At 60.4% G+C, this 23300-nt stretch carries 23 protein-coding genes and 1 tRNA gene; 15 read left to right on the forward strand and 9 right to left on the reverse strand.

Annotated elements, in window-relative coordinates; all coding sequences use genetic code 11:
- Positions 1–84 precede the first annotated feature (84 nt).
- From BLV41_RS18060 to BLV41_RS18075, 4 genes are all read right to left on the reverse strand, one after another.
- The gene (locus BLV41_RS18060; RefSeq protein ID WP_044576334.1) at positions 85–1050 is read right to left on the reverse strand and encodes an NUDIX hydrolase; all 966 of its coding nucleotides are present in this window, start codon (positions 1048–1050) and stop codon (positions 85–87) included.
- Positions 1050–3299: an RNA degradosome polyphosphate kinase gene (locus tag BLV41_RS18065; protein ID WP_425284283.1), complete on the reverse strand. Its 2250-nt coding sequence runs from the start codon at positions 3297–3299 to the stop codon at positions 1050–1052. Before BLV41_RS18065 ends, BLV41_RS18060 begins: the two co-directional genes overlap by 1 nt.
- A 52-nt stretch (positions 3300–3351) precedes the next feature.
- Entirely contained in the window at positions 3352–4323 is a 972-nt protein-coding gene (gene mshD / locus BLV41_RS18070; protein ID WP_074712837.1) for a mycothiol synthase, read from the reverse strand.
- Positions 4324–4601: 278 nt separating this feature from the next.
- Entirely contained in the window at positions 4602–5300 is a 699-nt protein-coding gene (locus BLV41_RS18075; RefSeq protein ID WP_044576350.1) for a winged helix-turn-helix transcriptional regulator, read from the reverse strand.
- Positions 5301–5447: 147 nt separating this feature from the next.
- Between BLV41_RS18075 and BLV41_RS18080 the strand changes: the two genes are divergently transcribed.
- The 5 genes from BLV41_RS18080 (at position 5448) to BLV41_RS18100 (ending at position 10410) form a co-directional block, all read left to right on the forward strand.
- Positions 5448–6182 (forward strand): permease, encoded by a 735-nt coding sequence (locus BLV41_RS18080; protein ID WP_074712838.1) that lies wholly within the window; start codon positions 5448–5450, stop codon positions 6180–6182.
- A gap of 183 nt (positions 6183–6365) precedes the next feature.
- Complete coding sequence (locus BLV41_RS18085) at positions 6366–6968, forward strand: heme-binding beta-barrel domain-containing protein (RefSeq protein ID WP_044576354.1); 603 nt, start codon at positions 6366–6368, stop codon at positions 6966–6968.
- Between the two features lie 131 nt (positions 6969–7099).
- On the forward strand, positions 7100–8197 hold the full coding sequence (gene ygfZ, locus BLV41_RS18090) for a CAF17-like 4Fe-4S cluster assembly/insertion protein YgfZ (RefSeq protein ID WP_074712839.1): 1098 nt from the start codon (positions 7100–7102) through the stop codon (positions 8195–8197).
- Positions 8198–8300: 103 nt separating this feature from the next.
- Positions 8301–8864: a PadR family transcriptional regulator gene (locus BLV41_RS18095; RefSeq protein ID WP_074712840.1), complete on the forward strand. Its 564-nt coding sequence runs from the start codon at positions 8301–8303 to the stop codon at positions 8862–8864.
- Positions 8865–8904: 40 nt separating this feature from the next.
- Complete coding sequence (locus BLV41_RS18100; protein WP_074712841.1) at positions 8905–10410, forward strand: DHA2 family efflux MFS transporter permease subunit; 1506 nt, start codon at positions 8905–8907, stop codon at positions 10408–10410.
- Here BLV41_RS18100 and BLV41_RS18105 read toward each other — a convergent pair.
- The 4 genes from BLV41_RS18105 to BLV41_RS18120 form a co-directional block, all read right to left on the reverse strand.
- Positions 10349–11080 carry a GNAT family N-acetyltransferase gene (locus tag BLV41_RS18105; RefSeq protein WP_074712842.1) on the reverse strand — a complete coding sequence of 244 codons (732 nt, stop codon included), beginning with the start codon at positions 11078–11080 and terminating at the stop codon, positions 10349–10351. The two genes, BLV41_RS18100 and BLV41_RS18105, sit on opposite strands and share 62 nt — an antisense overlap.
- 73 nt (positions 11081–11153) lie before the next feature.
- Positions 11154–12179 (reverse strand): 6-phosphofructokinase, encoded by a 1026-nt coding sequence (locus BLV41_RS18110; protein WP_044576367.1) that lies wholly within the window; start codon positions 12177–12179, stop codon positions 11154–11156.
- A gap of 128 nt (positions 12180–12307) precedes the next feature.
- Positions 12308–12619 (reverse strand): hypothetical protein, encoded by a 312-nt coding sequence (locus tag BLV41_RS18115; RefSeq protein ID WP_074712843.1) that lies wholly within the window; start codon positions 12617–12619, stop codon positions 12308–12310.
- Positions 12616–13944 (reverse strand): PspC domain-containing protein, encoded by a 1329-nt coding sequence (locus BLV41_RS18120; protein WP_074712844.1) that lies wholly within the window; start codon positions 13942–13944, stop codon positions 12616–12618. Before BLV41_RS18120 ends, BLV41_RS18115 begins: the two co-directional genes overlap by 4 nt.
- A gap of 114 nt (positions 13945–14058) precedes the next feature.
- On the opposite strand from BLV41_RS18120, the gene BLV41_RS18125 reads away from it, so the two are divergent.
- Together BLV41_RS18125 and BLV41_RS18130 are read left to right on the forward strand one after the other, a co-directional pair.
- On the forward strand, positions 14059–15351 hold the full coding sequence (locus BLV41_RS18125; protein ID WP_074712845.1) for an ATP-binding protein: 1293 nt from the start codon (positions 14059–14061) through the stop codon (positions 15349–15351).
- Positions 15348–16004, forward strand: a complete 657-nt coding sequence (locus BLV41_RS18130) for a LuxR C-terminal-related transcriptional regulator (RefSeq protein WP_044576372.1) — start codon at positions 15348–15350, stop codon at positions 16002–16004. The genes BLV41_RS18125 and BLV41_RS18130 overlap by 4 nt, the downstream gene beginning before the upstream one ends.
- Positions 16005–16161: 157 nt before the next feature.
- Here the strand turns inward: BLV41_RS18130 and BLV41_RS18135 are convergent, their stop codons facing one another.
- The gene (locus tag BLV41_RS18135; protein ID WP_074712846.1) at positions 16162–17394 is read right to left on the reverse strand and encodes a pyridoxal phosphate-dependent aminotransferase; all 1233 of its coding nucleotides are present in this window, start codon (positions 17392–17394) and stop codon (positions 16162–16164) included.
- A 253-nt stretch (positions 17395–17647) separates the two neighbouring features.
- On the opposite strand from BLV41_RS18135, the gene BLV41_RS18140 reads away from it, so the two are divergent.
- The 8 genes from BLV41_RS18140 (at position 17648) to rplJ (ending at position 23198) form a co-directional block, all read left to right on the forward strand.
- A tRNA-Trp gene (locus tag BLV41_RS18140) sits at positions 17648–17720 on the forward strand.
- Positions 17721–17833: 113 nt separating this feature from the next.
- Positions 17834–18124, forward strand: coding sequence for a preprotein translocase subunit SecE (secE, locus tag BLV41_RS18145; RefSeq protein ID WP_044576714.1), 291 nt, complete (start codon positions 17834–17836; stop codon positions 18122–18124).
- Between the two features lie 87 nt (positions 18125–18211).
- Positions 18212–19009 (forward strand): transcription termination/antitermination protein NusG, encoded by a 798-nt coding sequence (gene nusG / locus BLV41_RS18150; protein WP_074712847.1) that lies wholly within the window; start codon positions 18212–18214, stop codon positions 19007–19009.
- Between the two features lie 128 nt (positions 19010–19137).
- The gene (gene rplK, locus BLV41_RS18155; protein WP_044576382.1) at positions 19138–19569 is read left to right on the forward strand and encodes a 50S ribosomal protein L11; all 432 of its coding nucleotides are present in this window, start codon (positions 19138–19140) and stop codon (positions 19567–19569) included.
- A 158-nt stretch (positions 19570–19727) separates the two neighbouring features.
- On the forward strand, positions 19728–20435 hold the full coding sequence (gene rplA, locus BLV41_RS18160; protein ID WP_044576384.1) for a 50S ribosomal protein L1: 708 nt from the start codon (positions 19728–19730) through the stop codon (positions 20433–20435).
- 157 nt (positions 20436–20592) lie between these two features.
- Complete coding sequence (locus BLV41_RS18165; protein WP_074712848.1) at positions 20593–21156, forward strand: GNAT family N-acetyltransferase; 564 nt, start codon at positions 20593–20595, stop codon at positions 21154–21156.
- Between the two features lie 7 nt (positions 21157–21163).
- On the forward strand, positions 21164–22270 hold the full coding sequence (locus tag BLV41_RS18170; RefSeq protein WP_074712849.1) for a GNAT family N-acetyltransferase: 1107 nt from the start codon (positions 21164–21166) through the stop codon (positions 22268–22270).
- Positions 22271–22625: 355 nt separating this feature from the next.
- Positions 22626–23198 carry a 50S ribosomal protein L10 gene (rplJ, locus tag BLV41_RS18175; protein ID WP_044576391.1) on the forward strand — a complete coding sequence of 191 codons (573 nt, stop codon included), beginning with the start codon at positions 22626–22628 and terminating at the stop codon, positions 23196–23198.
- Positions 23199–23300: the final 102 nt, after the last annotated feature.

The raw sequence follows: 23300 nt of genomic DNA on the forward strand, positions 1-23300 counted from the left end.
CCGCATTATGCGCTCTTCCAGGCCTCAGTAATTTGGTGCCGTTGCGGCAACTTCGGCGGCGTCTAGCCACGCAGCAGCCGGCCGTTAGTCCTCAAACGGTTTGTGCTGCTCCAGGGCAACGATCCGCCCGGGAATCTCCTGCGACATGTGGACCAACAGCACCTCGCCGGGAGACAAATGCGGATCAAGGTATGGCAGTGAGTGAGCCATGTCGTCCGGCATGTGCTTGGCCAGAGTGTCCAGAACCGTGGGGAGCACGGGCCTGTGAGTACACACGGCGGTGGCGCTATTGCGGGTCATCAGCTTTTCCAGCACAGCTTCAACCTTGGCCGGCTGGCGCTTGTGGTCTGCCTCGGTCAACCACGAGACCACCTTCACCTTGGCCTTGGTGGCCTGGGCATAGGGGGAGATTGTGGAGATGCACCGCATCCAACCGCTCGTGTAAACCCGTCCGGGGTGCCACGACATCAGCAAGCGCTGCAGGTACAGAGCCTGACGCTTACCCGTTGCCGCCAAGGGGCGTTCACCCTCAGCACGGGTCCAGGCAGACCGCGGCTTGGCTTTTGCATGCCTGATGATGATCAGCGGCCAGGTGCTCAAAGACCCAGCCTCATGTGCCGCAACCAGTGCCTCAAGCGGTTCCACATCGGAGGGATTTGAGAGCAGGCCGCGTGCCTTGTTGGGGCTGCACCAAAGGACGGCGTCCACTTCCTTCCCATCCGCCATGGCGGGCATGTCATCGACGGAAGAAGCCCAGTAGTGAACTTCCTTCAAGCCCGGCTTGACGGCATAGCGAATGGACGGCAGCGGAATGCCCAAGGTGATTGGCAGGCCCACCTCTTCATAGACTTCGCGCACCGCACATTCGGGCAGAGTTTCCCCCTTGTCCAGCTTGCCCTTGGGCCACGACCAATCGTCATAGCGCTGGCGATGAATCAGCAGGACTTCAAGCTTTTTCTTTTTGACCCGCCAGCACAAGGCACCGGCAGCATAAACGGAGGCATAGGAACCTTCGGCAACATTTTCTTCGAGGTGTTCAGTGGTACGCATTAACGGTGCAGTGTAGATCGCGGACGTGAACGGTTGGCAAGCAACCACGATTGGACGTCGAGTAGGGGGTTTCCGTCAGTATCTTGGTGGTGGCGTTTCCATTCACCTTCGTTGTCCAGGTGCCAGCTGGCGGTTCCCGGATCAAGGTAGCGGGTCAGCAGCGAGTTCACCTCGGAAATATCATCCTTGTTGGAGAGCTGCACCAGCGCCTCAACCCGGCGGTCCAGGTTGCGGTGCATCATGTCTGCCGAACCAATGAAGACCACGGGATCCCCGCCATTGGCGAAGGTGAACACCCGTGAATGCTCCAGGAAACGGCCCAGAACGGAGCGGACCGTGATGTTCTCGCTCAGGCCCGGAACGCCCGGACGCAGTGAACAGATGCCGCGCACAATCACGCCGACGTCAACACCGGCCTGAGACGCCCGGTAGAGGGAATCGATGATGGCTTCATCCACCATGGAGTTGACCTTGATGCGGACCTTGGCCGGCAGTCCGGCCTGCTTGTTCGCAATTTCGGCATCGATGCGTTCAATCAAACCGGAACGGACCGACCGTGGAGCCACCAGCAACCTGTCAAAGGATGTTTTTGGTGCGTACCCGGAGAGCTGGTTGAACAGCTTCGACAGGTCCTCGCCCACCTGGTTATCGGCCGTAAGCAGACCCAGATCCTCGTAGTATCGGGCCGTTCGCGGGTGGTAATTACCCGTACCAATGTGGCAGTAGCGCCGCAGGCCGTCCTGTTCTTGACGGACAACCAGTGAGAGTTTGCAGTGAGTTTTCAGCCCCACAATGCCGTACACCACGTGCACGCCGGCTTGTTCAAGCTTGCGAGCCCAAGAGATGTTGGCCTGCTCGTCAAAACGGGCCTTAATCTCAACGAGAGCCAGAACCTGCTTACCGGCCTCGGCGGCATCAACGAGTGCGTCCACGATGGGGGAGTCACCCGAGGTCCTGTACAAGGTCTGCTTGATGGCGCGAACCTTGGGGTCGGCGGCGGCCTGTTCCAGGAAAGCCTGCACCGATGTGGAGAAGGCGTCATAGGGGTGGTGGAGCAGGATGTCACGACGGCGCATGGCGGCAAAGACGTTGGCCGCCTTGGACGTTTCCGAGGCGTTGAGGTCCCGGGAGGTGTGAGCGACGTGCTTGGGGTAGCGCAGATCTGGCCGGTCGATCCCACCAATCACCGACAAACCGCGCAGGTCAAGGGGTGCCGGAAGGAAGTAAACCTCGGTCTCGTCAACATCCAGTTCACGCACCAAGAGCTCAAGGATGCTCGGGTTGATGTCCGTAGCCACCTCGAGGCGAACAGGTGGGCCAAACTTGCGGCGCAACAGTTCCTTCTCCAGCGCCTGCAGGAGGTTTTCGGCGTCGTCCTCTTCAACTTCGAGGTCTTCGTTGCGGGTGACGCGGAAGGTGTGGTGCTCCACAATTTCCATGCCGGGGAACAGCTGATCCAGATGCTGGGCAATCACTTCTTCCAAGGGGATGAAGCGGGCAACCCGGCCGGGGACGGTGCCGGCGCGGGCGCCGTCGAGGGAAACCAGGCGTTCCAGCAGGTCCGGCACCTTCAGGCGAGCAAAAAGTTCCTTGTCGCTCACGGGGTTGCGCACCACTACAGCCAGGTTCAGGGACAGCCCGGAGATGTAGGGGAAGGGGTGGGCCGGGTCCACGGCCAGCGGTGTGAGGATGGGAAAGATCTTCTCGGCGAACATCTTGGACAGCTGGACCTTGGACGGGTCATCGAGTTCGTCCCAGTGCACCAGGTGGATGTGCTCGTAGGCCAGGGCCGGACGGATCTGGCTGGCAAATACGTGGGCGTGCCGTGACTGCAGTTCGTGGGCGGCGTCGCTGATCTGCTCTAGAACCTCCAGCGGGCTCAGGCCAGCCGGTGACGGCACGGCCAAGCCTGCTGCGATGCGGCGCTTGAGGCCAGCCACACGCACCATGAAGAATTCGTCCAGGTTGGAGGCGAAGATGGACAAGAAGTTCACGCGTTCCAGGAGCTGCAGATCCGGATCTTCGGCCAGCTCTAGGACGCGGGAGTTGAATGCCAGCCAGCTCAGTTCACGGTCAAGAAACCTGTCGGGGCTGATGTCGCCCTCGGGGATAAGCGTTGGCTCAAAGTCCGGTATCTCAATTCGATCCTGGGTGGCCCGGGATGCCGGAACTTCGCCAGCAATAAATCGTTCCCGGCCGTTAGCCACCGCCAAGTTCGTGGTTCCCTTGTATTCGCGCTTCATGAACATGTCCTCATTGTTGGTACTGCATTGCAACAACCTTATGCCGCAGGTGCTCGGATTAGGCCGACATGGGGCCGTACATGACATCGGAATCCCACTTGGTGAATCCCAGTTTGCGGTACAGCGCCACAGCAGCTTCATTGTCCGCATCAACGTAAAGCATAATGGCGCTCAGCCCGGCTTTTTGCAGGTGGTCGATTCCCTGGCGAGTCAGTACCTTGCCGAGTCCCAGTCCCTGCGCTGCCGGAGTCACGCCCACGACGTAAACCTCGCCAATGGCCGCCTGGCCCGAACGAGCGGGGTGGACCTTGGTCCAGTGGAATCCCAAGATCTCATCGTTCGCGTCAACGGCGAGGAAGAATCCGGCCGGATCGAACCAATCTTCTGCCATGCGGGCCTGCAGATCAGCCAGCGTCATGGCGCCCTGTTCCGGGTGGTGCGCGAAGGCCGCAGCGTTGGCCACCAACCAGGCCTCTTCGTCCTGGTGCGGGACAAACGTCCGCAACGTCACGCCGTCGTCGGTCCTGAGGTCAGGGGTATCCGCGGACGACGGCGTCTGCCGGACCAGGCGCATGCGCCACAGTTCGCGAATGGCTCGGTATCCGTAGCTGGCCGCTAGATCGGCGGCCGCCTCGTGATCGCCATGCGACCAGGCTTTGATGCCTTGCAGGCCCCTGACCTCCACAAGTTTGTCGGCCAGGATCGCGCCAACGCCTTCGTTGCGATAGGTGGGGTGCACGGCAATTTCCAGCACGCCTTCACTGCCATTGAGGACCACAACGGCCACACCGGCAAGGTCTTCACTTGCGGTAGGGGAAGCGTCTTCAGGGGCATACGTCAGCAGGGTCAGGACCGAGTGGGGGCCCGCCGCGGTGGCTTTGAGTTCCACCAGGGTCTGCTCTGAAAAGGGTGGGTTGCCGTCGGTGTCCTCGGCCGCGTCAATCACCGTTTGGATCTCGCGCAGGAGATCGGGCCCGGGTGCGCCGGGGATCACGGTCACTGGCCAGCTGTCAGTCTTTGCGGGGCTCATAAGCACAGCCTAGTGGGGGTGCATGCGTGAATGCGAGACTCAGCGTCCGCGGATCGTGTCAGGGACAAAAAGCGAACACTGGCACCAAGGGCTCAATTTGCGTGTAGGTGCGGAGGTGACATACAGTTTGGGAGCAGCATCGCCCGGTTTTCACGGGTGCTGCAACTGGGGGGATGCACCAGTGGGGTGTCCTCGATACGTTCGACCCGTATGTCCTCCACCAACAAGTAAGGCCCGAATCCTTCATGGATTCGGGCCTTACTTTTGTTTGGGGCGGTTCAGGCGTCCGTCAGGGCGCCGTCGTTCATTTGGGAAACCGTGAGCCGGTACCCCACGTTGCGCACCGTGCTGATCAGATTTTCATTTTCGGAGCCGAGCTTGGCACGCAGGCGCCTGACGTGAACGTCCACTGTGCGTGTGCCACCGTAGTAGTCATAACCCCACACTTCGTTGAGCAGCTGGGCCCGGGTGAAAACGCGGCCAGGATGCTGGGCCAGGTACTTGAGAAGTTCAAATTCCTTATACGTCAGGTTCAGTATGGTGCCATGGACGCGGGCCGTGTAGCTGTCCTCGTCGATGACAATACCGGCGGCATGGATTTCCTGATTGGTGTCGTCATCGGCGCTGGCCGCACGCGTCACCGCCAAACGGATCCGGGCCTCAACCTCGGCGGGTCCGGCTGATTCAAGAATGACGTCGTCGGCCGCCCATGAAGCTGTCACGGCGGCCATGCCGCCCTCGGTCAGGACCAGCAGCAAAGGCACGTTGATTCCGGTGGCGCGCAACAATTGGGTCAGGGAGCGGGCCCCGGCCAGATCCTTGCGGGCGTCCACCATGATGAGATCTGAGGGCTTTGCATCGAGCAAAGCGGTGGGGACTGCGGGGAGGATGTGGACCGTGTGGCTCAAAAGTTCCAGGGCAGGCAGAACATCCACGGAACTGCCGTGGTTGTTGGTCAGCATTAAGATCTGCGACATGACTTCCTAACAAAGTACTTTGAAACGCGCATCTTTGAGCGACGAACCAACTGCAAGCCCCATGTAGACAGGGATACCCAGAAATCAAGACGCCCCGCCCGCAGGGTTGTTCCACAGTGTACCGGCAGAATAGGGCAGGATTGATGTGTGAAGTCATCTGCAGCCGGACTTATAGGAATCGTCGCCCTTGCGCTATTAGTGTCTGGGCACTACGTGGGACTTGGATACTCGGTGGGGGTCAGCGTGCTGCTCTCCGTCATCTTTGGCTACGGTTGGCCCCACTACTTGGGGATTCCGGCCAAGAAGACTCTGGGCACCATCATTGCCCTCACAGGTGCCGGGTCTTCCCTCAGTGTTGGTCTGAGTCAAGGATCCGATTACCTGATGTGGACGCCCGTCTACATCGCCCTGGGCTTCGGCGCCATCATGGTTGTTCAGATCATTCGCGGTACGGGGCAGAAGCACCGTTTGGAATCCACGCTTGGTTCCGGAGCCGGCGTCCTTATCTCCGGATTCGTCTGCGGCTGGGTGGCCTCACTGAGATATCTCGGCGAGCCCGGGCTGACCCTCATTGTGGGCATTAGCGCGGCCGTCGCCGTGATTGCCGGGATGCTGCCCTGGCCCGATCGCGCCGGGGCGCCGCTAGCCATTGGCTTGGCCGCCTTGGCCGGTCCGCTCGCCGCGCTGCTGTTTTCGGATGTCCGGATCCTGCCGGCAATGGTCCTTGGCATCATTGCCGGAGCCGTGATCGCCGCCTTCCACCGGCTGCGGACACTATCGGGTGCTCCCGTGCGGTTGATAGGGGTTGCGGCAGCCTCACTCGCCCCGATTCTTCCATTGGGTTCGCTGCTGTACTTCGTCGAAAAAATACTTCTGCGCTAGCCCTCTCACCACTGAGTGCTGCGTCAGGAAAAAACACCGCCAGAACATTGTTAGGATGGCACTATGAGCGTACTAGCCTTGGAAATCTTCTTCATTTGCCTTCTGGCCGTGGCCGGCGTGACCATGGCATGGTTTGCCGGACTGGTGGTGTGGCGTCTCTTCAAGGGTCAGCAGTAACCTGCCATGCCTATTGAGATACCCACAGATCTGACCCCGGAACTCGTTCCGTTGTCCTGGCTGCTTGGAACCTGGACCGGCTCCGGGCGCCTTGGCGCCGGTGAAGACGATTCGGAATACTTCACCCAGACGGTCACCTTTGCCGCGAACGGCCTGCCATACCTTAAGTACACGGCGGAGTCGTGGCTCACGGATGAGCAGGGCACTGTCCTGCGACCATTGTCTGTTGAGACCGGCTTCTGGCAGCTGGACCGCACCCTGAATGATTCCGACGGCGGACCGGGCCTGATACCGGCCGATATTGTTCCAGCCCTCCGCACCGCCGACGACGTCGAAGCCCTGCGCAACGCTGACGGCGGCTTCGACATCATGGTCAACATTGTGCACCCCGGTGGCATCTCCGAGCTGTACTACGGAACCATCAAGGGCCCGCAGATTCAGCTCTCCACGGACGCCGTCATGCGTGGCGCAGGAGCCAAGGAATACACCGCGGCAACCCGCATCTTTGGGCTCGTCAATGGCGATCTCTACTGGCGTTGGGATGTAGCCGCACACGGCAAGGCCCTGGCCGCCCACGCCTCAGCTGCCCTCCGCAAGGCCAGCTCCTAAGCTTTCATAAATCCGTGACTGGGCAGATAAGGCCGCTTTGAACATTCAAAGCGGCCTTATCTGTCGGGTCAGGGCTGCAGGCCGGCCGGACTGGTCGGAATAGGCCACTAGAAGAAGGCGTTGGAACCGTTATGAGCTATTTGAGTCCTTTGTTAAACCGTTCCGGCGCCGTCCAGGCAGGTGGCCTTGATGCCGGGGTTGCCGCCCACTATGGTGATCCCAATCGCGAACAGCGCCTGTTGGCGGGGTACCTTGGCAAACCAGGATCCGCCGTCGTGGATCTTTCCCACAGGGGAGTGGTTACCGTGACGGGGCCTGACCGTTTGAGCTGGCTCAACACCCTGTCCTCCCAAGCCGTTACCACCCTTGCCCCGGGTGTGGGCACGGAGCTGTTGCTCCTGACCATTCAGGGCCGTATCGAGTTCGATGCCCGCGTTGTTGACGACGGTGAAACCACGTGGCTGATCGTGGAGAGCGCCGAGGCGGAACCGCTCGCGAAGTGGCTCAATTCCATGAAGTTCACGTTGCGCGTTGAGATTGCAGACGTTTCAGCTGATTGGGCGGTGCTCGGGTCAGTGACCGAGGTTCCACACTGGGACAACCACCTCGTTTGGGTTGATCCCTGGCCGCATGTTGCCGTTGGCGGCTATAGCTATGCGGCCGTCCCCGAAGCAGAACACCCGGGACTGGAACGGCCATGGCGCGAATACCTGATCCCCGCCTCCGCCTTGGAGAAAGAAGTTGGCGATCTCCCGCTGGCAGGGGTTTGGGCTGCGGAGGCGCTACGTCTGGCCGCATGGCGGCCACGCCGCGGAGCCGAGACGGACGACAAAACCATCCCGCATGAGTTGGACTTGCTTCGTACAGCCGTTCACCTGGCCAAGGGTTGCTACAAGGGCCAGGAGACGGTCGCCCGTGTGCACAACTTGGGCCACCCGCCCCGGCGTCTGGTTTTCTTGCAGCTTGACGGTTCCTTGCACACACTGCCTGCGCCCGGCAGTCAAGTATTCCTCGATGACCGCGTGGTGGGCACGGTTACCTCCGTGGCCCAGCACTTTGAGATGGGGCCCATTGCGCTGGCGTTGGTCAAGCGTTCCGTGGATCCTGCCGCGGTTCTGAACGTTAACGATGACGGTGAAATGTACCCGGCCAATCAAGAGCTCATCGTTGCCACGGACGCCGGCCAAGTGGTGGGCAGGCAGTCAGGTTTCCTGCGCGCCCCGCGTTAAACAGCCTGCAGTAAAAGAGCTCCACGTCACCCTTTGGTGCTCTTGTGTCCCATTATTCCACGTGGAATAATTCTCGTGGAATAGAAAAAGGGGAACCGCAAACATGGCACGAACTAAGCCGCTGACGCCGTTGGGCATTTCGGCCTTGGGGCTTCTCGTTGAACGGCCAATGCACCCCTATGAGATGTACCAGGTCCTCATGCAACGTCACGAAGACCGGATCGTCAAGGTCCGCCCGGGCACGCTGTATCACGCGGTGGGTCGGCTTGCAGTTGATGGCTTGGTGGAGCCGGTCGGTACGGAGCGCGACGGCAATCGTCCAGAACGCACCACCTACGCAATCCTTCCCGCAGGCAGGGTTGCGCTCAAAGGCCGCGTCGAGGATCTGATATCGACACCCATCAATGAATATCCGTGTTTCCCCCAAGCCTTGGACGAGGCACACAACCTGCCGGCTGGCTCCGTCGTCGAACTTCTAGAGCACCGACTGGGCCTCCTGCAAGAGCAACTGGACGGGCTGGAAACAGGCGTTGCGAAGGCATTGGCCAAAGGTGTTGAGCCAAGATTCCTGGTCGATGCCGATTATCAACAAGTCTTGCTGAACGCCGAAATTCGGTGGGTCGGCCAGCTGTGTGGCGATATCAACTCCGGGGCCTTGCCCTGGTGAACACGCTGCTCCCACGTACGAATCAAGATTAAGGAAATCCATGGAAACCGTGGAAAAACCGTGGCCCGCGTTATGGGCGCTCGTGCTGGGATTCTTCATGATCCTGGTCGATTCCACCATCGTCTCGGTGGCCAACCCGAAGATCATGGAGGGTCTGAACACTGACATTAACTCGGTCATTTGGGTTACCAGTGCTTACCTCTTGGCGTATGCCGTGCCCTTGCTCGTCACTGGACGATTGGGTGATAAGTACGGTCCCAAGAACCTGTATCTCATTGGTTTGACTGTCTTTACCCTCGCCTCCCTGTGGTGTGGTTTCTCCAACGACATTGGCACGCTCATTGTGGCCCGTGTTGCGCAGGGCCTCGGTGCAGCGCTCATGACACCCCAAACCATGGCCGTCATTACCCGCATCTTTGCGCCGGACAAGCGTGGACCGGCCATGGGGTTGTGGGGTGCCACAGCAGGTGTCGCCATGCTGGTGGGGCCAATTCTCGGTGGTGTGCTGGTTGACGGACTGGGCTGGGAATGGATCTTCTTTGTCAACGTTCCTGTCGGCGTGATTGCTTTTGTCTTGGCTTGGCGGCTCGTCCCCAAGCTGCAAACCCACGAACACAAGTTTGATCTTCTGGGCGTTGCGCTGAGTTCGGTGGGGCTCTTTCTCTTGGTGTTCGGCATTCAGGAAGGTGCCACCTATGACTGGGGGACCATCGCAGGCCCGCTGACGGTCTGGGGCATGATCATTGCCGGCATTGTCTTCTTGATAGCTTTCGTCTGGTGGCAGGCCGTCAATAAGGGCGAGCCGCTGGTGCCGCTGCACTTGTTCAAGGTGCGGAACTTCTCCCTGGCCAACACGGCCATCACCGCCATGGGATTCAGTGTCACGGCCATGAGCCTCCCTCTGTTCTTCTACTACCAGCTGGTGCGTGGCATGACGCCCACCCAGTCCGCGTTGATGATGATCCCCATGGCTCTGGCATCAGGGGTTCTGGCGCCGTTCGTGGGCAAGCTGGTTGATGTGGTCAATCCCAGGTACGTCGCCTTTACGGGCTTCATCCTTATGGCGGTATCCCTCGCCTGGACCGCCGCGCTCATGACCCCGGATACAGCCATTTGGCTGTTCCTGCTCCCCAGCGCCCTGCTCGGCATCGCAAGCTCGGGTATTTGGGCGCCGCTGTCAACCACTGCCACCCGAAACCTTGCCCCGCGCGAGGCCGGTGCAGGTGCTGGTATCTACAACACCACGCGCCAGATTGGTGCCGTCCTGGGCAGCGCGGCCATTGCCGCATTGATTTCTGCCCGCCTGGCCGCCGAGATGCCGGCAGGTGCCGGGACAGGGGCGCAGGACGTCAAGGGAGCTTTGCCGGAGTTCCTTCAGGCAGGATTCTCAACCGCCATGGCGCAGTCGATCTTGCTACCGGCAGCGGTGGTCCTGATTGGCGCAGCGGTCGCAATCATGTTTGCCAAGCCGCGCCCCGTGTCAGCTATTTATGCGGGTTTTGAGGGGACGGCAGAGACACCCGAGTCTGCAACCCGGCAACACTAAGCCCCAGAGAAGTTGCGAGGGAATGGGCCGGGGCATTGTTCACGTCCGCACTTAACTGCACAATGAGCCCGGCGGCCAGGGCTTCATGGGCGGCAATGCTTGTGGCGAGTCGGCCCATTCCCTGCCGCCGGAACTCGGGCGCAACGAGCGTTCCCAAAGGGGCCAGTAGTCCCTGATACTCCCCGTAGGCGCTGCAGGCGAGAGGTGCGGCGTCGGGCTCTGCCGAGGACATGATGGTGAACTTGTGGGCTAGACGGGCCAGGCCCACATCGTTGACGTCGTCGGGCGGGCAGAGGGCCTCCAAGGCGGCAACATCGGCCTCACCCGTTGACACGTGAACCGTGTGGTCAGGCTGGTGGAGCTCAAGGTCATCCGCGTAGTAAAGGGCCGCCGTGCCAAGGCTGCGGCCGCCGGCATCGCGTGTGAGGCGCAGCAGTGTGGCATGGTCGCTGAGCTCATCGTCGTCAAGGCTTTCAGCGGCGGCCAGGAGCTCGGCCGGTCCCGTCAGCACGGCCTTGTCCCACAGCCTCAAGAAGGTCAGCGAAGGATCGTTGGTGGCGTGATTGATCCGGGTGCCGTCGGCCCCGACCAGGAGAGAATCCTCGGGTAACGCCAGCCCGCGCTCCCAAGCCAGGAACACGATGGGCGCGGAGGCGAGGTCAAAGGTCATGGCTTAAACGTTAGCGCCCTTACAGCAAAGGTGTGCTGCAAGGGCGCGTGCGTCACGTTTTTAAGGTTGATGCTTAGCCGAACAGGATGGCGGCTTCTTCGTAGCGGTGCTGCGGAACCGTCTTGAGGTTGCCCAAGGCAGCCTCGAAGGGGACGTGCTCAATCTCGGTGCCCTTGAGGGCAACCATGGTGCCCCAGCGTTCCTCCACAACGGAGTCCACGGCGGCCATGCCCAGACGGGTGGCAAGCACACGGTCAAAGCTGGAAGGGACGCCGCCGCGCTGAATGTGGCCCAGGATGGTTGCGCGGGTTTCGATGCCGGTGCGGGCTTCGATTTCCGGCGCAAGCTGCTCGGAGATTCCGCCGAGGCGGGGACGGCCAAAGGTGTCCAGACCACGCTCTGAGTGTGCCGTGTCCTGGTGGTCTGGGACAAAGCCTTCGGCAACTACAACCAGCGGCGCACGTCCGCGATCGTGAGCTTCCTTAACCCACTCGACGATCTGATCCATGCTGGTGTTTTGTTCCGGAATCAGGACGGCGTGTGCGCCGGTGGCCATGCCTGCGTGAAGTGCGATCCAACCAACGTGGCGGCCCATGACCTCTGCGATCATGCAGCGGTGGTGAGATTCGCCCGTGGTGCGCAAGCGGTCGATCGCCTCGGTGGCGATCTGTACGGCCGTGTCAAAACCAAAGGTGTAATCCGTGGCGTCAAGATCGTTGTCTACGGTCTTGGGAACGCCAACAATCTTCAGGCCAGCATCCGTGAGGCGGCGGGCGGCGGCGAGGGTTCCTTCGCCGCCGATCGCGATCAGTGCGTCAATGCCGAGGCGCTCCATGTGGGCCTTGATGACCTCGGGGCCGCCATTTCCTTCAAAAGGGTTGGTGCGGGACGTGCCCAAAATGGTTCCGCCCTGCTTGGAGATGCCACGGACCATCTGGCGGGGGAGGTCCATGACGTCGCCCTCAACCACACCGCGCCAACCGTCACGGAAACCAACGAACTCGTGGCCGTAGCTCTTGATGCCTTTGAGCACGATTCCGCGGATAACAGCGTTCAAGCCTGGGCAGTCGCCGCCGCTGGTGAGAATTCCAATCTTCATGGGTACCTAGGTCCTTCGAGGGGGTGTGTCTAATGGGGATTGAGCGCACCATTGAGCTCCTCTTCTAGAACATTCTAGACGCTCATGTGATCCCGGCAACGTCACGCCCATCACGTGGACGGCTTTGGCTATGGCTGCTTTTTGCTCAAAAGCTTCACGGCGCCGCCTGCAACCATGGCCACACCCGCGCCGAGCAGCAGCCACATGGCCGTTTGTCCGGCGTCCAGATCAAGGTTCAGTTGACTGCTGAGAATGACCAAGAGTCCAATGACAAGGACGACGGCGCCCCAGACTATGGTGCCGACCCTCGCCGGGTGCCTGGTTGTCGTGGTGACCTCCGGGTCATGCGGGGGCTGTGGGGCTGCGGGGTTGTTCATGATGTGCTCCGTGGGGGTGGTTGATGGTTCTGAGGATGAGGTGAACGAGACCATGGCGGTCACTTCCCGCCTACGGGGAGCACGTCGATGGTGCTTGCCGCGCCTTCGAGGGTTATGACAATCCCGTTGCCGGTGGCATCCGGGTTGATCTCGGTGGTGGACTCTTCGGCGAGGGCGCCGCCGTTGTCCTTGCCGTTGACGGTCAGTGATGCAGCGGCCAATTGGCTCTTGACTGTCACGGGGATGTCCGCGGGCACTTTGAGGATGACGCTCGCTGCGACTGCCTTGATGGGGACTTGAATGTCTTCGGTGAGGGGTGGGGTGCTCCCCAGCTGGGTCAGGTCAAAGGTGGCGCTGCCCAGCACCACGGTCCGCCCGGCCTCCGCCGCGGAACTGGTTTCCGGGGTCCAACGCACATCGTTGAAGGCGGTGACGGGTCCGGCATGCGGGGGAATGCTGAAGAGGCCGGCGAAGATCAGGGCAAAGACTGCGAATGTTCCGAGCCCGCCGGCTGAGCGTCCGCGGAAGCCTGCTGCCACGATCCCCAGTCCGGCGGTCATAGCGGCGGCGGCCGCGGCAATAGCTGTCTCATAGCCGTTGAGGTCCCAGATATTGCTGGCATTTAGCAGCAGCACTGCGGCGCCCACAATGGCGGCCAATCCCAGGACGAGCAGACTGGCTGCGGCTCCGAGCCGCGGTGTCGTCTTGACCGGCTGGCGCTTGATGTACATCGCCGGGTTGGGCGCGAACCCGGGATTGGCTGCGAAGGGCTGGGTGGGTGCGTAGCCGGCCCCTGCATGAGAAGCAGGGTGGGAGAACGCGGCTGGTGCGGCCGGGGCGTTGGCGTAGGGGCGGGGCTGGTGCGCAGCGGTGCTTCCCTCTACGGACTTGGAGCGGGTGATGGCCCAGTAGATGAGCCAACCAATGCCGCCGATGAAGAACAGCGGCCAGGGGAACCATCCGTCGTCACCGCCAAAGATGAAGCCCTGGCCGGGGCCGAGCAGCCCGAGCAACGTCACGATGGTGGCACCCGTCATTCCGGCTGACCAGCGGCCGCGCCCCACCTCCTCGACGTGAATGCGGCCATCGGGCTCGGGCAACAGTGCCCAGGCCACGCCGTAGGCCAGAAGCCCGACGCCGAAGAACAGTGTCAGGACCACGGCAAGGCCGCGCACAATGACGGGGTCGATCCCCCACTTGTTGGCGAGGCCACTGCAGACGCCGCCAATCCAGCGGTTGCCTCCGCGTTGGACGCCGAGGCCGCGAAGCCATTGGAAGAATTTTGCGGACTCAGGTTCTTGGGGTGCGATGCTCGGCTCCGGGAGGGGAGCATCCGGTTCCATCGCGGGTTCGGCTGGTTGATCTGGGGTTTCATGGGAAGTGTTCATACTTCAATGGTGTCGCCCGGCCGGGCTCCGTGCCATCGGGGGTGACCCTGAAAGAACCCTGAAGGATCCCCGGGAAGCACTGCGGGTGGGGCCTTATCGTGTTTGGATTGAATCATGAGCGCAAAGATGTACCGATCCCAACAGCGAATTATCGCCGGGGTATGCGGTGGCCTGGCCGAACACCTTGGAATCAAGGTGGGACTCGTGCGCGCCATCATTGTCGGCACCAGCTTCTTCTTTGGCGCAGGGCTGGTCTTTTATGGCTGGTTGTGGCTGCTGGTGCCCATGGCCGGTGAGCAGCCGGCGGGAGGAAGTAAAGAGCTCGACGCCGATGGCAACCCACGGCTCAAGTTGTTTCGCCCCGCTGCGGGTGCCGAAGCCGCCACGGCTGACAACGAGGGTTTGCAAGATGCCGCTGGGAAACAGAAGCTGTCCATTGGCTTCAAGGATGTCCTCATTGGAGGGTGCCTGGTCATCATCGCGATAGTGGTGTTCGGTCAACAGCTCGGTGGGAACCAACAGATGGGCAACCTCATTCCGCTGCTGGTCATCATCATGGGTGCTGTTTTGGCCTGGATGCAGCTGGACAACACCCGGCGTGTGGGCCTGCTCAGCGCAGCCAGGATGAACACGCCCATGGCCCTGCTGCGTCTCGGCGGAGGTCTCGCCCTCGTCATCACGGGTGTCATTGTGATCGTGACAGGGGCAGGATCGTGGCAGCTGATGTGGGCCTCGGTTGTAGCCTCGCTGGCTGTTCTGGCTGGCGTGGGCCTCGTGTTGGCACCGTGGGCGCTAAAGTTCTGGCGCGAGTTCCAAGACGAACGGGCAGGGCGCATCCGTGAATCCGAGCGGGCGGAAATTGCGGCCCATCTGCACGATTCGGTACTTCAAACGCTGGCGCTGATTCAAAAGAACGCGAGCTCAGCTACGGACGTCACACGATTGGCCAGAGCCCAGGAACGGGAATTGCGTGAGTGGATTTACCAAGAGAATGAGCGCAATTCCGGGGCGTTGGTGGAACGTGTCAAGGCCGCTTGTGCTGAGGCCGAGGACCTCTACGGCCAGGTCGTGGAGGTTGTGGCAGTAGGCGATACCGAGCTGACAGAGCGAGGCAACGCCCTGGTCCAGGCCGTCCGCGAAGCCGTCATGAACGGGGCCCGCCACGGTGGAACCACGGTGTCGGTATACCTTGAGGCCGGGCCCAAGGGTGTGGATGTGTTTGTCAAGGACCGCGGCACGGGCTTTGATGTCAGCACGGTACCAGCGGACAGGCTGGGAGTTCGGGAGTCCGTCGTCGGACGTATGCAGCGCAACGGCGGGACCGCTGAGATCATTAGTTCAGCCGAAGGAACCGAAGTCCGGCTGCACCTGCCCATCGAAACACCCGTCACCGAGGAAGCAAAATGACAATGCCAGCAACGCCCATCAGGGTTGTGATTGTTGACGACCATGCCATCTTCCGGTCAGGACTCAAGGCGGACCTTGCCCAAGATATCGCCGTTCTCGCAGAGGCAGCCACGGTGGAGGAGGCCATCGCGGCCGTCACCGCCCAGCAACCTGATGTGGTGTTGCTGGACGTGCACCTGCCCGGCGGCCGCGGACAAGGCGGACGTGAAGTGATTGCCGGCTGCGCCGCATTGCTGAGCACCACCAAGTTTCTGGCCCTAAGCGTTTCAGACTCGGCCGAGGATGTGGTGTCCGTGATCAGGGCTGGCGCCCGGGGCTACGTCACAAAGTCCATTTCGGGAGCAGAAATATCAGATGCGGTCCGCCGTGTTGCCGGCGGTGACGCCGTGTTTTCGCCCAGGCTGGCCGGCTTCGTCCTGGACGCCTTCGGCACGGCAGAAGTCGCCGTGGAGGACGAGCTCGACAAGCTCTCGGCCCGCGAGCTGGAGGTCATGCGCTTGATTGCCCGCGGCTACTCCTACAAGGAGGTGGCCAAGGCCCTGTTCATCTCCATCAAGACCGTGGAAACTCACGTCTCGGCGGTCCTGCGCAAGCTGCAGCTGTCCTCCCGCCACGAACTCACCCGCTGGGCTGTAGACCGCCGCCTGCTGTAGGGGGATCCGTGAAATTATGCGCCGAACCCGCCGCCAGTTCTGCGCATAGCGTCGGCCGACTGCCACTATGCGCGGTGCCCAGCGCGAGTTGTGCGCATAAACACTTATGCGCACAACCCGAAACGAGTTGTGCGCATAAGTTCAGGGCTTGCTTGGATTATTTGGCGGAGCCCAGGAATTCCTGCAAGCGGCCAACGCCCACGGCCAGGTCGTCGTCGCCCAGCGCGTAGGACAGGCGCAGGTAGCCGCTGGGGCCGAAGGCTTCGCCGGGAACAACGGCAACTTCAGCCTTTTCCAGGATCAACGCAGCCAGTTCCGCAGAGGTGGCCGGACGTATCCCGCCGATTTCGCGTCCCAAGAGTCCACGAACATCTGCATAGGCGTAAAAGGCGCCGTGCGGGGTGGGGCATTCGACGCCGTCGATCGAGTTCAGCGCGGCAACCATAGCCTTGCGTCGTCGGTCGAAGGCGACCTTCATCTCATCCACTGCTGTCAGCGGACCGGCAACGGCTGCCAGGGCAGCCATCTGTGAGACGTTGGAAACGTTGGAGGTTGCGTGCGACTGAAGGTTCGTGGCGGCCTTGGTCACATCCAGGGGCGCGATCATCCATCCCACGCGCCAGCCTGTCATGGCGTAAGTCTTGGCAACGCCGTTGAGGATCACAACCTTGTCGCCGAGCTCCGGTACAGCCGTGGCAATCGAGGTGAAGGGCACGCCGTCGTAGGTGAGGTGCTCGTAGATTTCATCCGTGATGACCCAAAGGCCCTTGGATGCGGCCCACAACCCAATTCCGCGCGTCTGCTCGGGTGAGTACACGGCGCCCGTGGGGTTGGAGGGGGATACGAAGAGCAGCACCTTGGTGCGCGGTGTCACGGCAGCCTCAAGCTGTTCAATCGTGACCATGTAGCCCTGCTCGGGCCCGGCAAATACCTCAACCGGAACGCCTCCGGCCAGGCGGATGGCCTCCGGGTAGGTGGTCCAGAAAGGAGCGGGAACGATGACCTCATCTCCCGGATCAAGCAGTGTCGCGAAAGATTCGTAGACTGCCTGCTTGCCACCATTGGTCACAAGAACCTGGGCGGGGTCCACAGCGTACCCGGAGTCCCGCAGGGTCTTGGCGGCGATGGCACTGCGCAGCTCGGGCAAACCTGCTGCGGGCGAGTAGCGGTGGAACTTGGGCTGACGGGCTGCGTCAATTGCCGCCTCAACAATGTAGTCAGGGGTTGGGAAATCCGGCTCGCCGGCTCCGAAACCAATGACCGGGCGCCCGGCAGCCTTCAAGGCCTTAGCTTTGGCATCAACGGCCAGGGTTGCGGATTCGGCAATCGCGGAGATCCTTGCGGATACGCGGCGCACGGAGGCTTGGTCAACTGTCAAGTCGGCAGACATCAGCAATCTTTCTTTGGTGGGAGGCCCAAAATACTTTCATCGTCAGTAACTACTTTAGGGGCATCGCGTGCTCGGTTCGACTAACGCCCATTGAATGCGTAGAATGGTTAACCGGTGTTCAAACACCATGATGGTTCACGCCTTCAAGCCGGTTTGGAATCACGGCCTTGAGACTGTAAGTTATTCATGGTTTACAAACACCGAGTGGATCTGGAAGCACAAGAAGTTCTCTCGTTTTGTGCGTAATTTCCAAAGGGTAGTGGCGCAATTGGTAGCGCAGCGGTCTCCAAAACCGCAGGTTGCAGGTTCGAGTCCTGTCTGCCCTGCGCATAAGCACAGCAATTTTGCACGGTGATTTGTGCAGTCAAAGCTTGCTTAAGCGAATAGTTTGCACATCGCACGGTCCGAATCCACGGATCTGCGCGGATTCCAACTAATGATGAGTGAGGCACTGGTGACCGAAACTGCGGCAAGCAGCTCCAAGGGCCCGGCCAAGAAGGCGACAAAACCCGGCAAGCCCGGAATTTTTAGCCGGATTGCACTCTTCCTTCGCCAAGTAATTGGCGAACTGAAGAAGGTTGTCACCCCCACTCGCAAAGAGTTGATCAACATGACCGCCGTTGTGCTGGTATTCGTTGTAATCATGATGGGCATTGTGACCGTCTTGGATTTGGGCTTCGGCAACGCCGTTCTCTGGATCTTCGGTGGAAACATCAACATCGAGCAGTAAAACGCTCAACTTGGCCGACCCCGCCGAAAACTTCGGCATTGGGTCGGTTTGAGCCATTTAAGAACGCACAAGGAAAGCAGGAAATTCGTGTCTGAGCTGGAGCCCGAGGCAACATACAGTGAGCAGGACCAGGACACTGTGGTTGCTGATGCTGCCATCAATGCCGACCTTGATGCATCCGATGACACCATCGAAGCAGTCGAAGCTGAAGAAGCAGTAGCTGCCGATGAGCGCGAAGATGCCTCCGAGGCTGACGCCGTCGCCGAATCTGCCGAGCCTGACGTTGATCCCGCCGAGGAATTCAAGGCCAAGCTGCGCCGCCAGGAGGGTGACTGGTACGTCATTCACTCCTACGCCGGTTACGAAAACCGCGTCAAGGTAAACCTTGAGTCACGCAGCCAGACGTTGAACATGGAAGATTTCATCTTCGAGATTCAGGTCCCCATGGAAGAAGTCGTGGAGATCAAGAATGCCCAGCGCAAGGTCGTCAACCGCGTTCGCATTCCCGGCTACGTTCTTGTCCGCATGGATCTGACCGACGCATCATGGGGCGTTGTTCGCCACACCCCCGGTGTTACAGGCTTCGTTGGCAACGCCCACAACCCTGTTCCGCTGCGCCTGGAGGAAGTCTTCTCCATGCTCGCCCCGATCTTCGAGGAGCAGCAGGCAGAAGAGACCGGCGTTCCGCTGCGTCACGATCCGCTCGACGCCGAGATCGACTTTGAAGTTGGCGAAGCCGTCATCGTCAAGGATGGTCCGTTCGAGGGACTGTCCGCATCGATCTCCGAGATCAAGCCCGAAGCTGCACAGCTCGTTGTCTTGGTTTCCATCTTCGAGCGTGAAACCCCCGTCACCCTCGCATTCAACCAGGTCAGCAAGATCTAGTTGCCCACAATTTTCGTTCCGCAAGAGCGTGCTTAGCTCCTGCGAAACGTTCGGCCGGACGCCATTCGGCCAACCACCTTGGACGCGCTCCGTCGTCCTAGGAAAGATATTGAGAGAAGGACCCTACATTGGCTCCCAAGAAGAAGGTCACCGGCCTTATCAAGCTGCAGATCCAGGCAGGCGCCGCTAACCCGGCACCGCCCATCGGTCCGGCACTTGGTCAGCACGGCGTCAACATCATGGAATTCTGCAAGGCGTACAACGCTGCAACGGAATCCCAGCGCGGAAACGTCATCCCCGTTGAAATCACGGTTTACGAAGACCGAACATTTACGTTCATCACCAAGACCCCGCCGGCTGCAGAGCTCATCAAGAAGGCTGCAGGCGTTGCCAAGGGTTCAGCTACCCCGCACACCGTCAAGGTTGCTCAGCTGACCAAGGCCCAGGTTACCGAGATCGCCACCCAGAAGATGGTTGACCTCAACGCCACGAGCATCGAAGGCGCCGAGAAGATCATCGCCGGTACCGCTCGTTCCATGGGTATCACGGTCGAGGCTTAAGCCTATTCCACCCCGGTGGTCACGCCTGTCGAGACCGCCAGTTACACCAAATTCATCAAGAACGACGCCGGGTCACTCACTTCGAGTGGGTTGCGGCGTACGTAGTGGCAGGGCCCGCGCGGTCCTAACGACCACAACTGCACAAGGAGAAACGCAGCATGGCAAAGCGCAGTAAAGCATATGAGGCAGCTCAGGCCAAGATCGATGCGGAGAACGTATACGCACCCTTCGACGCCATCAAGCTCGCCAAGGACACCAACCCGTCCAAGTTCGACGCTACCGTTGAGGTTGCCTTCCGCTTGGGTGTAGACCCTCGCAAGGCTGACCAGATGATCCGCGGAACGGTTAACCTGCCTCACGGTACCGGTAAGACCGCCCGCGTTCTGGTTTTCGCAACGGGTGAGCGTGCCGAGGCTGCAATCGCAGCCGGCGCCGACTTCGTTGGCACCGACGACCTGATCGAAAAGATCCAGGGCGGCTGGACCGACTTCGACGCAGCCGTGGCTACACCTGACCTCATGGGTAAGGTTGGTCGTTTGGGTAAGGTTTTGGGTCCTCGTAACCTGATGCCGAACCCGAAGACCGGTACCGTCACCAACGACGTTGCCAAGGCTGTTAATGACATCAAGGGTGGAAAGGTTGACTTCCGCGTCGACAAGCACTCCAACCTTCACTTCATCATCGGCAAGGTTTCCTTCGACGCCGTCAAGCTGGCCGAGAACTACGCAGCCGTTCTGGAAGAGGTGCTTCGTTTGAAGCCGTCCGCTTCCAAGGGCCGTTACCTGCAGAAGGCCACCGTCTCCACGACGTTCGGCCCGGGTATTGCTGTAGACGCTGCAGCAACCAAGGTTGTTATCGAGGCTTAGTCCTTAAGGACTGATTCGGGAGGGTCGTTGCAGCGGTTGCTGCAGCGGCCCTCCCTTTTTTGTATGCTGAAGGATAACGCACACCGCCGATTCCGGCTCGTGCCCTCCAGCGCAGGATGTTGTTTCTGCGCACCATCGTTTTTTAGGGAGTAACCGTATGGAAGTTAGGATCCGCCAAGCCGGCGCCATTGACGCAACAGCCTTGGCCGAACTGGCAGCCATCACGTTTCCCCTGGCTTCTCCTGCGGACAGCCCGGAAGAGGACGTGAGCGCTTTTATTGCTGCCAATCTCGGGGCCGCTTCATTCCTGAAGTATCTGTCCGACTCCCAGCGGGTGTTGTTTGTGGCCGAAGAAGTTAGCGGCGACCTCGCGGGTCGTCTGGTGGCCTATGCGATGCTCGTCGATGCGCCGCCGTCGGACCCTGACGTGGCCAGTGTGGTGACACACTCGGACGCCGTCGAACTGAGCAAATGTTATGCGCATCCTGCCGTCCATGGTGGGGGAGTGGCGGCCAAGATCATGCGGGCCAGCCTGGCTTGGGTGGCACAACACGGCAACCGGACCACGTGGCTGGGAGTGAACAATGAGAATGTTCGAGCCCAAACTTTCTACGGCAAGCACGGGTTCAGCATTGCAGGAACCAGAAGTTTTCAATTGGGGACGAGGGTCGAGCATGACTTTGTCATGGTGCGGCCTCCAGGAAAGACGATCACGGGGTAATCGAGATATGACTGAAGCTACCATCGAGCAACTGCGAATTCCCGAGACCCTTGACGGCGAACTGGCCCACGATTTCCTCCAAGCGGTTGAAGTTTCACGCCAGGTGCGTGTCCATACGTGGGGCAATGACAAGCTCGCCTACACGGCCGAAGAGTTGTTTGCCCAATGCCACGATCCCTTTGAATGGAACGTGGTGTTGGTTGCCCGGCAGGACGGCAGCATAGTTGGTCGTGCCGGGATCGTCCTGCCGTTGGACGACAATACCGAACTCGCCTACGTGACACTTGACGTGCTGCCGACCGCATCTGGTGCGGGTCTTGGCCGGAAGCTCCTTGAGGCGGCGGAGACTTTTGTGAGGGGCGAGAATCGCAAGATCGTCATGGTTGAAACCAACCATCCGGCGGCCACCCTCGCTGATGCCGAGAGTGAGCAAATCCCAGCCTCCCAGGGAAGCGGAACCCTGCCGCTGAGCAGCAGGGAAGCCCGCTTCGCGTACAGCGCCGGCTATGAATTGGAACGAGTGGAACAATTTAGTGCCTGTGCACTTCCTCTTGATGCGGCTCTGGTTGCCAAGCTGAGCCAACAGGCCGCGGCGACACACAAGTCCTCGTATGCGGTCCACCAATGGATGGACACGTGCCCGGAGGAGTGGGAACACGACTTTGTCCGGCTGGAACGAGACCTGGTGGATGGCAAGCCGGCCGACGACGACGACGACGGCAACGGTGATGCCCAGGAGCCGTGGGATGTGGCCCAGCTACGCGAAACCGAGGAACTCTCCGCCCTGACCGGCCGGCGAACCCTGGTCAGCGCCGCCGAGGATCTCCAGACCGGTGCCCTGGTGGGCTTCACCTCTATTTCTGTGCTTGGCAAGCGCCAAGATGTAGCGTTCCAGGATGACACGGTGGTTGAGCCCGCTCACAAGGGCCGGGACGTCGGACTGCTCATCAAGGTCGCCAACATGGAGGCTTTGATGCGTGAATTCCCGCAAGCCGGATCAATCTTCACGTGGAATGCGCCCGAGAACTCCTACATGCTCACGGTTAACGCCCAGCTCGGTTACGTCAGCGCCGGAATGACAGGGCAGTGGCGCAAGGACTTCAACGCCCTATAGGCAGTGGCTTGTAGCCAGTGACACATGCGGTGGATTTGGAATCTGTCTACGCCGTCCTGTAATCTTAAGGAACCAAAGACCGTCGGTCGATGTCTACCTCCCCCAACGAAGCAAACGCAGCATGCGTTCACTTGCATTGGATTCGGGCCGGTTTTCATCCGAAAAGTCCTCATATGGACGACCAGCGCAGGTGCACAAAGCCTATGAGCAGTGTTGAACCGGGAGCAATCCCATGGATCCGCTGCGCAAAACGCCCCGTACATCTGTGCGGGGCGTTTTTTTGTCCGGGTTCCAGCTTGCTGGAGAAGGGCAAGGACTAAGAAAAGATCGGCACCTAATTCCCGGAAGGAGTGTTATGGCAACGCCAACAAAGGTGGCTGCAGTTGCAGAAATCAAGCAAGATTTCACTGAATCAACTGCCGCAGTCCTAACCGAATACCGTGGGCTCACCGTAGCTCAGCTCAAGGAGCTGCGCGTTTCTCTCGGCCAGGACACCAAGTTCTCGGTTGTAAAGAACACTCTGACTGCCATTGCGGCCAAGGAAGCTGGTGTTGACGCTTTCGATGGTCAGCTCTCCGGCCCCACCGCCATTGCATTCATCAAGGGTGACGCTGTTGCAGCGGCAAAGAGCCTGACGGATTTTGCAAAGGCCAACAAGCAGCTGGTCATCAAGACCGGTATCTTCGAAGGCAAGGCTCTCGATGCTTCTGCAGTTGCCGCTCTGGCAGCTCTCGAGTCTCGCGAACTGCAGCTGGCCAAGGTTGCTGGCATCCTCAAGGCTCCGATGGCCGCCGCTGCGCGCACCCTCGAAGCCCTGCGTTTGAAGCTGGCCGAAGGTGCACCCGCTGAGGAAGCACCCGCAGTCGAAGAAGAAGCTCCGGTTGCTGAAGAAGCTCCCGCTGCTGAAGCTGAGACCACCGAGGCCTAGTCCTCATCAGGGATTTATCCCTGTTAGTTTTCCCCTAAATCCATGAGGACTTAGGTTTTAGATTTGGCCCAGTCTTGGGCCAGTAAACAAGAAGGAGCGCCA

Source organism: Arthrobacter alpinus, from assembly GCF_900105965.1.
GTDB lineage: Bacteria > Actinomycetota > Actinomycetes > Actinomycetales > Micrococcaceae > Specibacter > Specibacter alpinus.

Bases quoted from the DNA above. Each gene is read 5' to 3' on its own strand.
- BLV41_RS18165 (WP_074712848.1), top strand. From the start codon at position 20,593: ATGGAAGTTAGGATCCGCCAAGCCGGCGCCATTGACGCAACAGCCTTG.
- secE (WP_044576714.1), top strand. From the start codon at position 17,834: ATGAGTGAGGCACTGGTGACCGAAACTGCGGCAAGCAGCTCCAAGGGC.
- BLV41_RS18075 (WP_044576350.1), bottom strand. From the start codon at position 5,300: ATGTCGCAGATCTTAATGCTGACCAACAACCACGGCAGTTCCGTGGAT.
- BLV41_RS18125 (WP_074712845.1), top strand. From the start codon at position 14,059: ATGAGCGCAAAGATGTACCGATCCCAACAGCGAATTATCGCCGGGGTA.
- rplJ (WP_044576391.1), top strand. From the start codon at position 22,626: ATGGCAACGCCAACAAAGGTGGCTGCAGTTGCAGAAATCAAGCAAGAT.
- BLV41_RS18135 (WP_074712846.1), bottom strand. From the start codon at position 17,394: ATGTCTGCCGACTTGACAGTTGACCAAGCCTCCGTGCGCCGCGTATCC.
- rplA (WP_044576384.1), top strand. From the start codon at position 19,728: ATGGCAAAGCGCAGTAAAGCATATGAGGCAGCTCAGGCCAAGATCGAT.
- BLV41_RS18170 (WP_074712849.1), top strand. From the start codon at position 21,164: ATGACTGAAGCTACCATCGAGCAACTGCGAATTCCCGAGACCCTTGAC.
- mshD (WP_074712837.1), bottom strand. From the start codon at position 4,323: ATGAGCCCCGCAAAGACTGACAGCTGGCCAGTGACCGTGATCCCCGGC.
- BLV41_RS18110 (WP_044576367.1), bottom strand. From the start codon at position 12,179: ATGAAGATTGGAATTCTCACCAGCGGCGGCGACTGCCCAGGCTTGAAC.
- ygfZ (WP_074712839.1), top strand. From the start codon at position 7,100: ATGAGCTATTTGAGTCCTTTGTTAAACCGTTCCGGCGCCGTCCAGGCA.
- BLV41_RS18105 (WP_074712842.1), bottom strand. From the start codon at position 11,080: ATGACCTTTGACCTCGCCTCCGCGCCCATCGTGTTCCTGGCTTGGGAG.
- BLV41_RS18065 (WP_425284283.1), bottom strand. From the start codon at position 3,299: ATGTTCATGAAGCGCGAATACAAGGGAACCACGAACTTGGCGGTGGCT.
- BLV41_RS18085 (WP_044576354.1), top strand. From the start codon at position 6,366: ATGCCTATTGAGATACCCACAGATCTGACCCCGGAACTCGTTCCGTTG.
- BLV41_RS18060 (WP_044576334.1), bottom strand. From the start codon at position 1,050: ATGCGTACCACTGAACACCTCGAAGAAAATGTTGCCGAAGGTTCCTAT.
- BLV41_RS18120 (WP_074712844.1), bottom strand. From the start codon at position 13,944: ATGAACACTTCCCATGAAACCCCAGATCAACCAGCCGAACCCGCGATG.
- BLV41_RS18100 (WP_074712841.1), top strand. From the start codon at position 8,905: ATGGAAACCGTGGAAAAACCGTGGCCCGCGTTATGGGCGCTCGTGCTG.
- BLV41_RS18130 (WP_044576372.1), top strand. From the start codon at position 15,348: ATGACAATGCCAGCAACGCCCATCAGGGTTGTGATTGTTGACGACCAT.
- BLV41_RS18095 (WP_074712840.1), top strand. From the start codon at position 8,301: ATGGCACGAACTAAGCCGCTGACGCCGTTGGGCATTTCGGCCTTGGGG.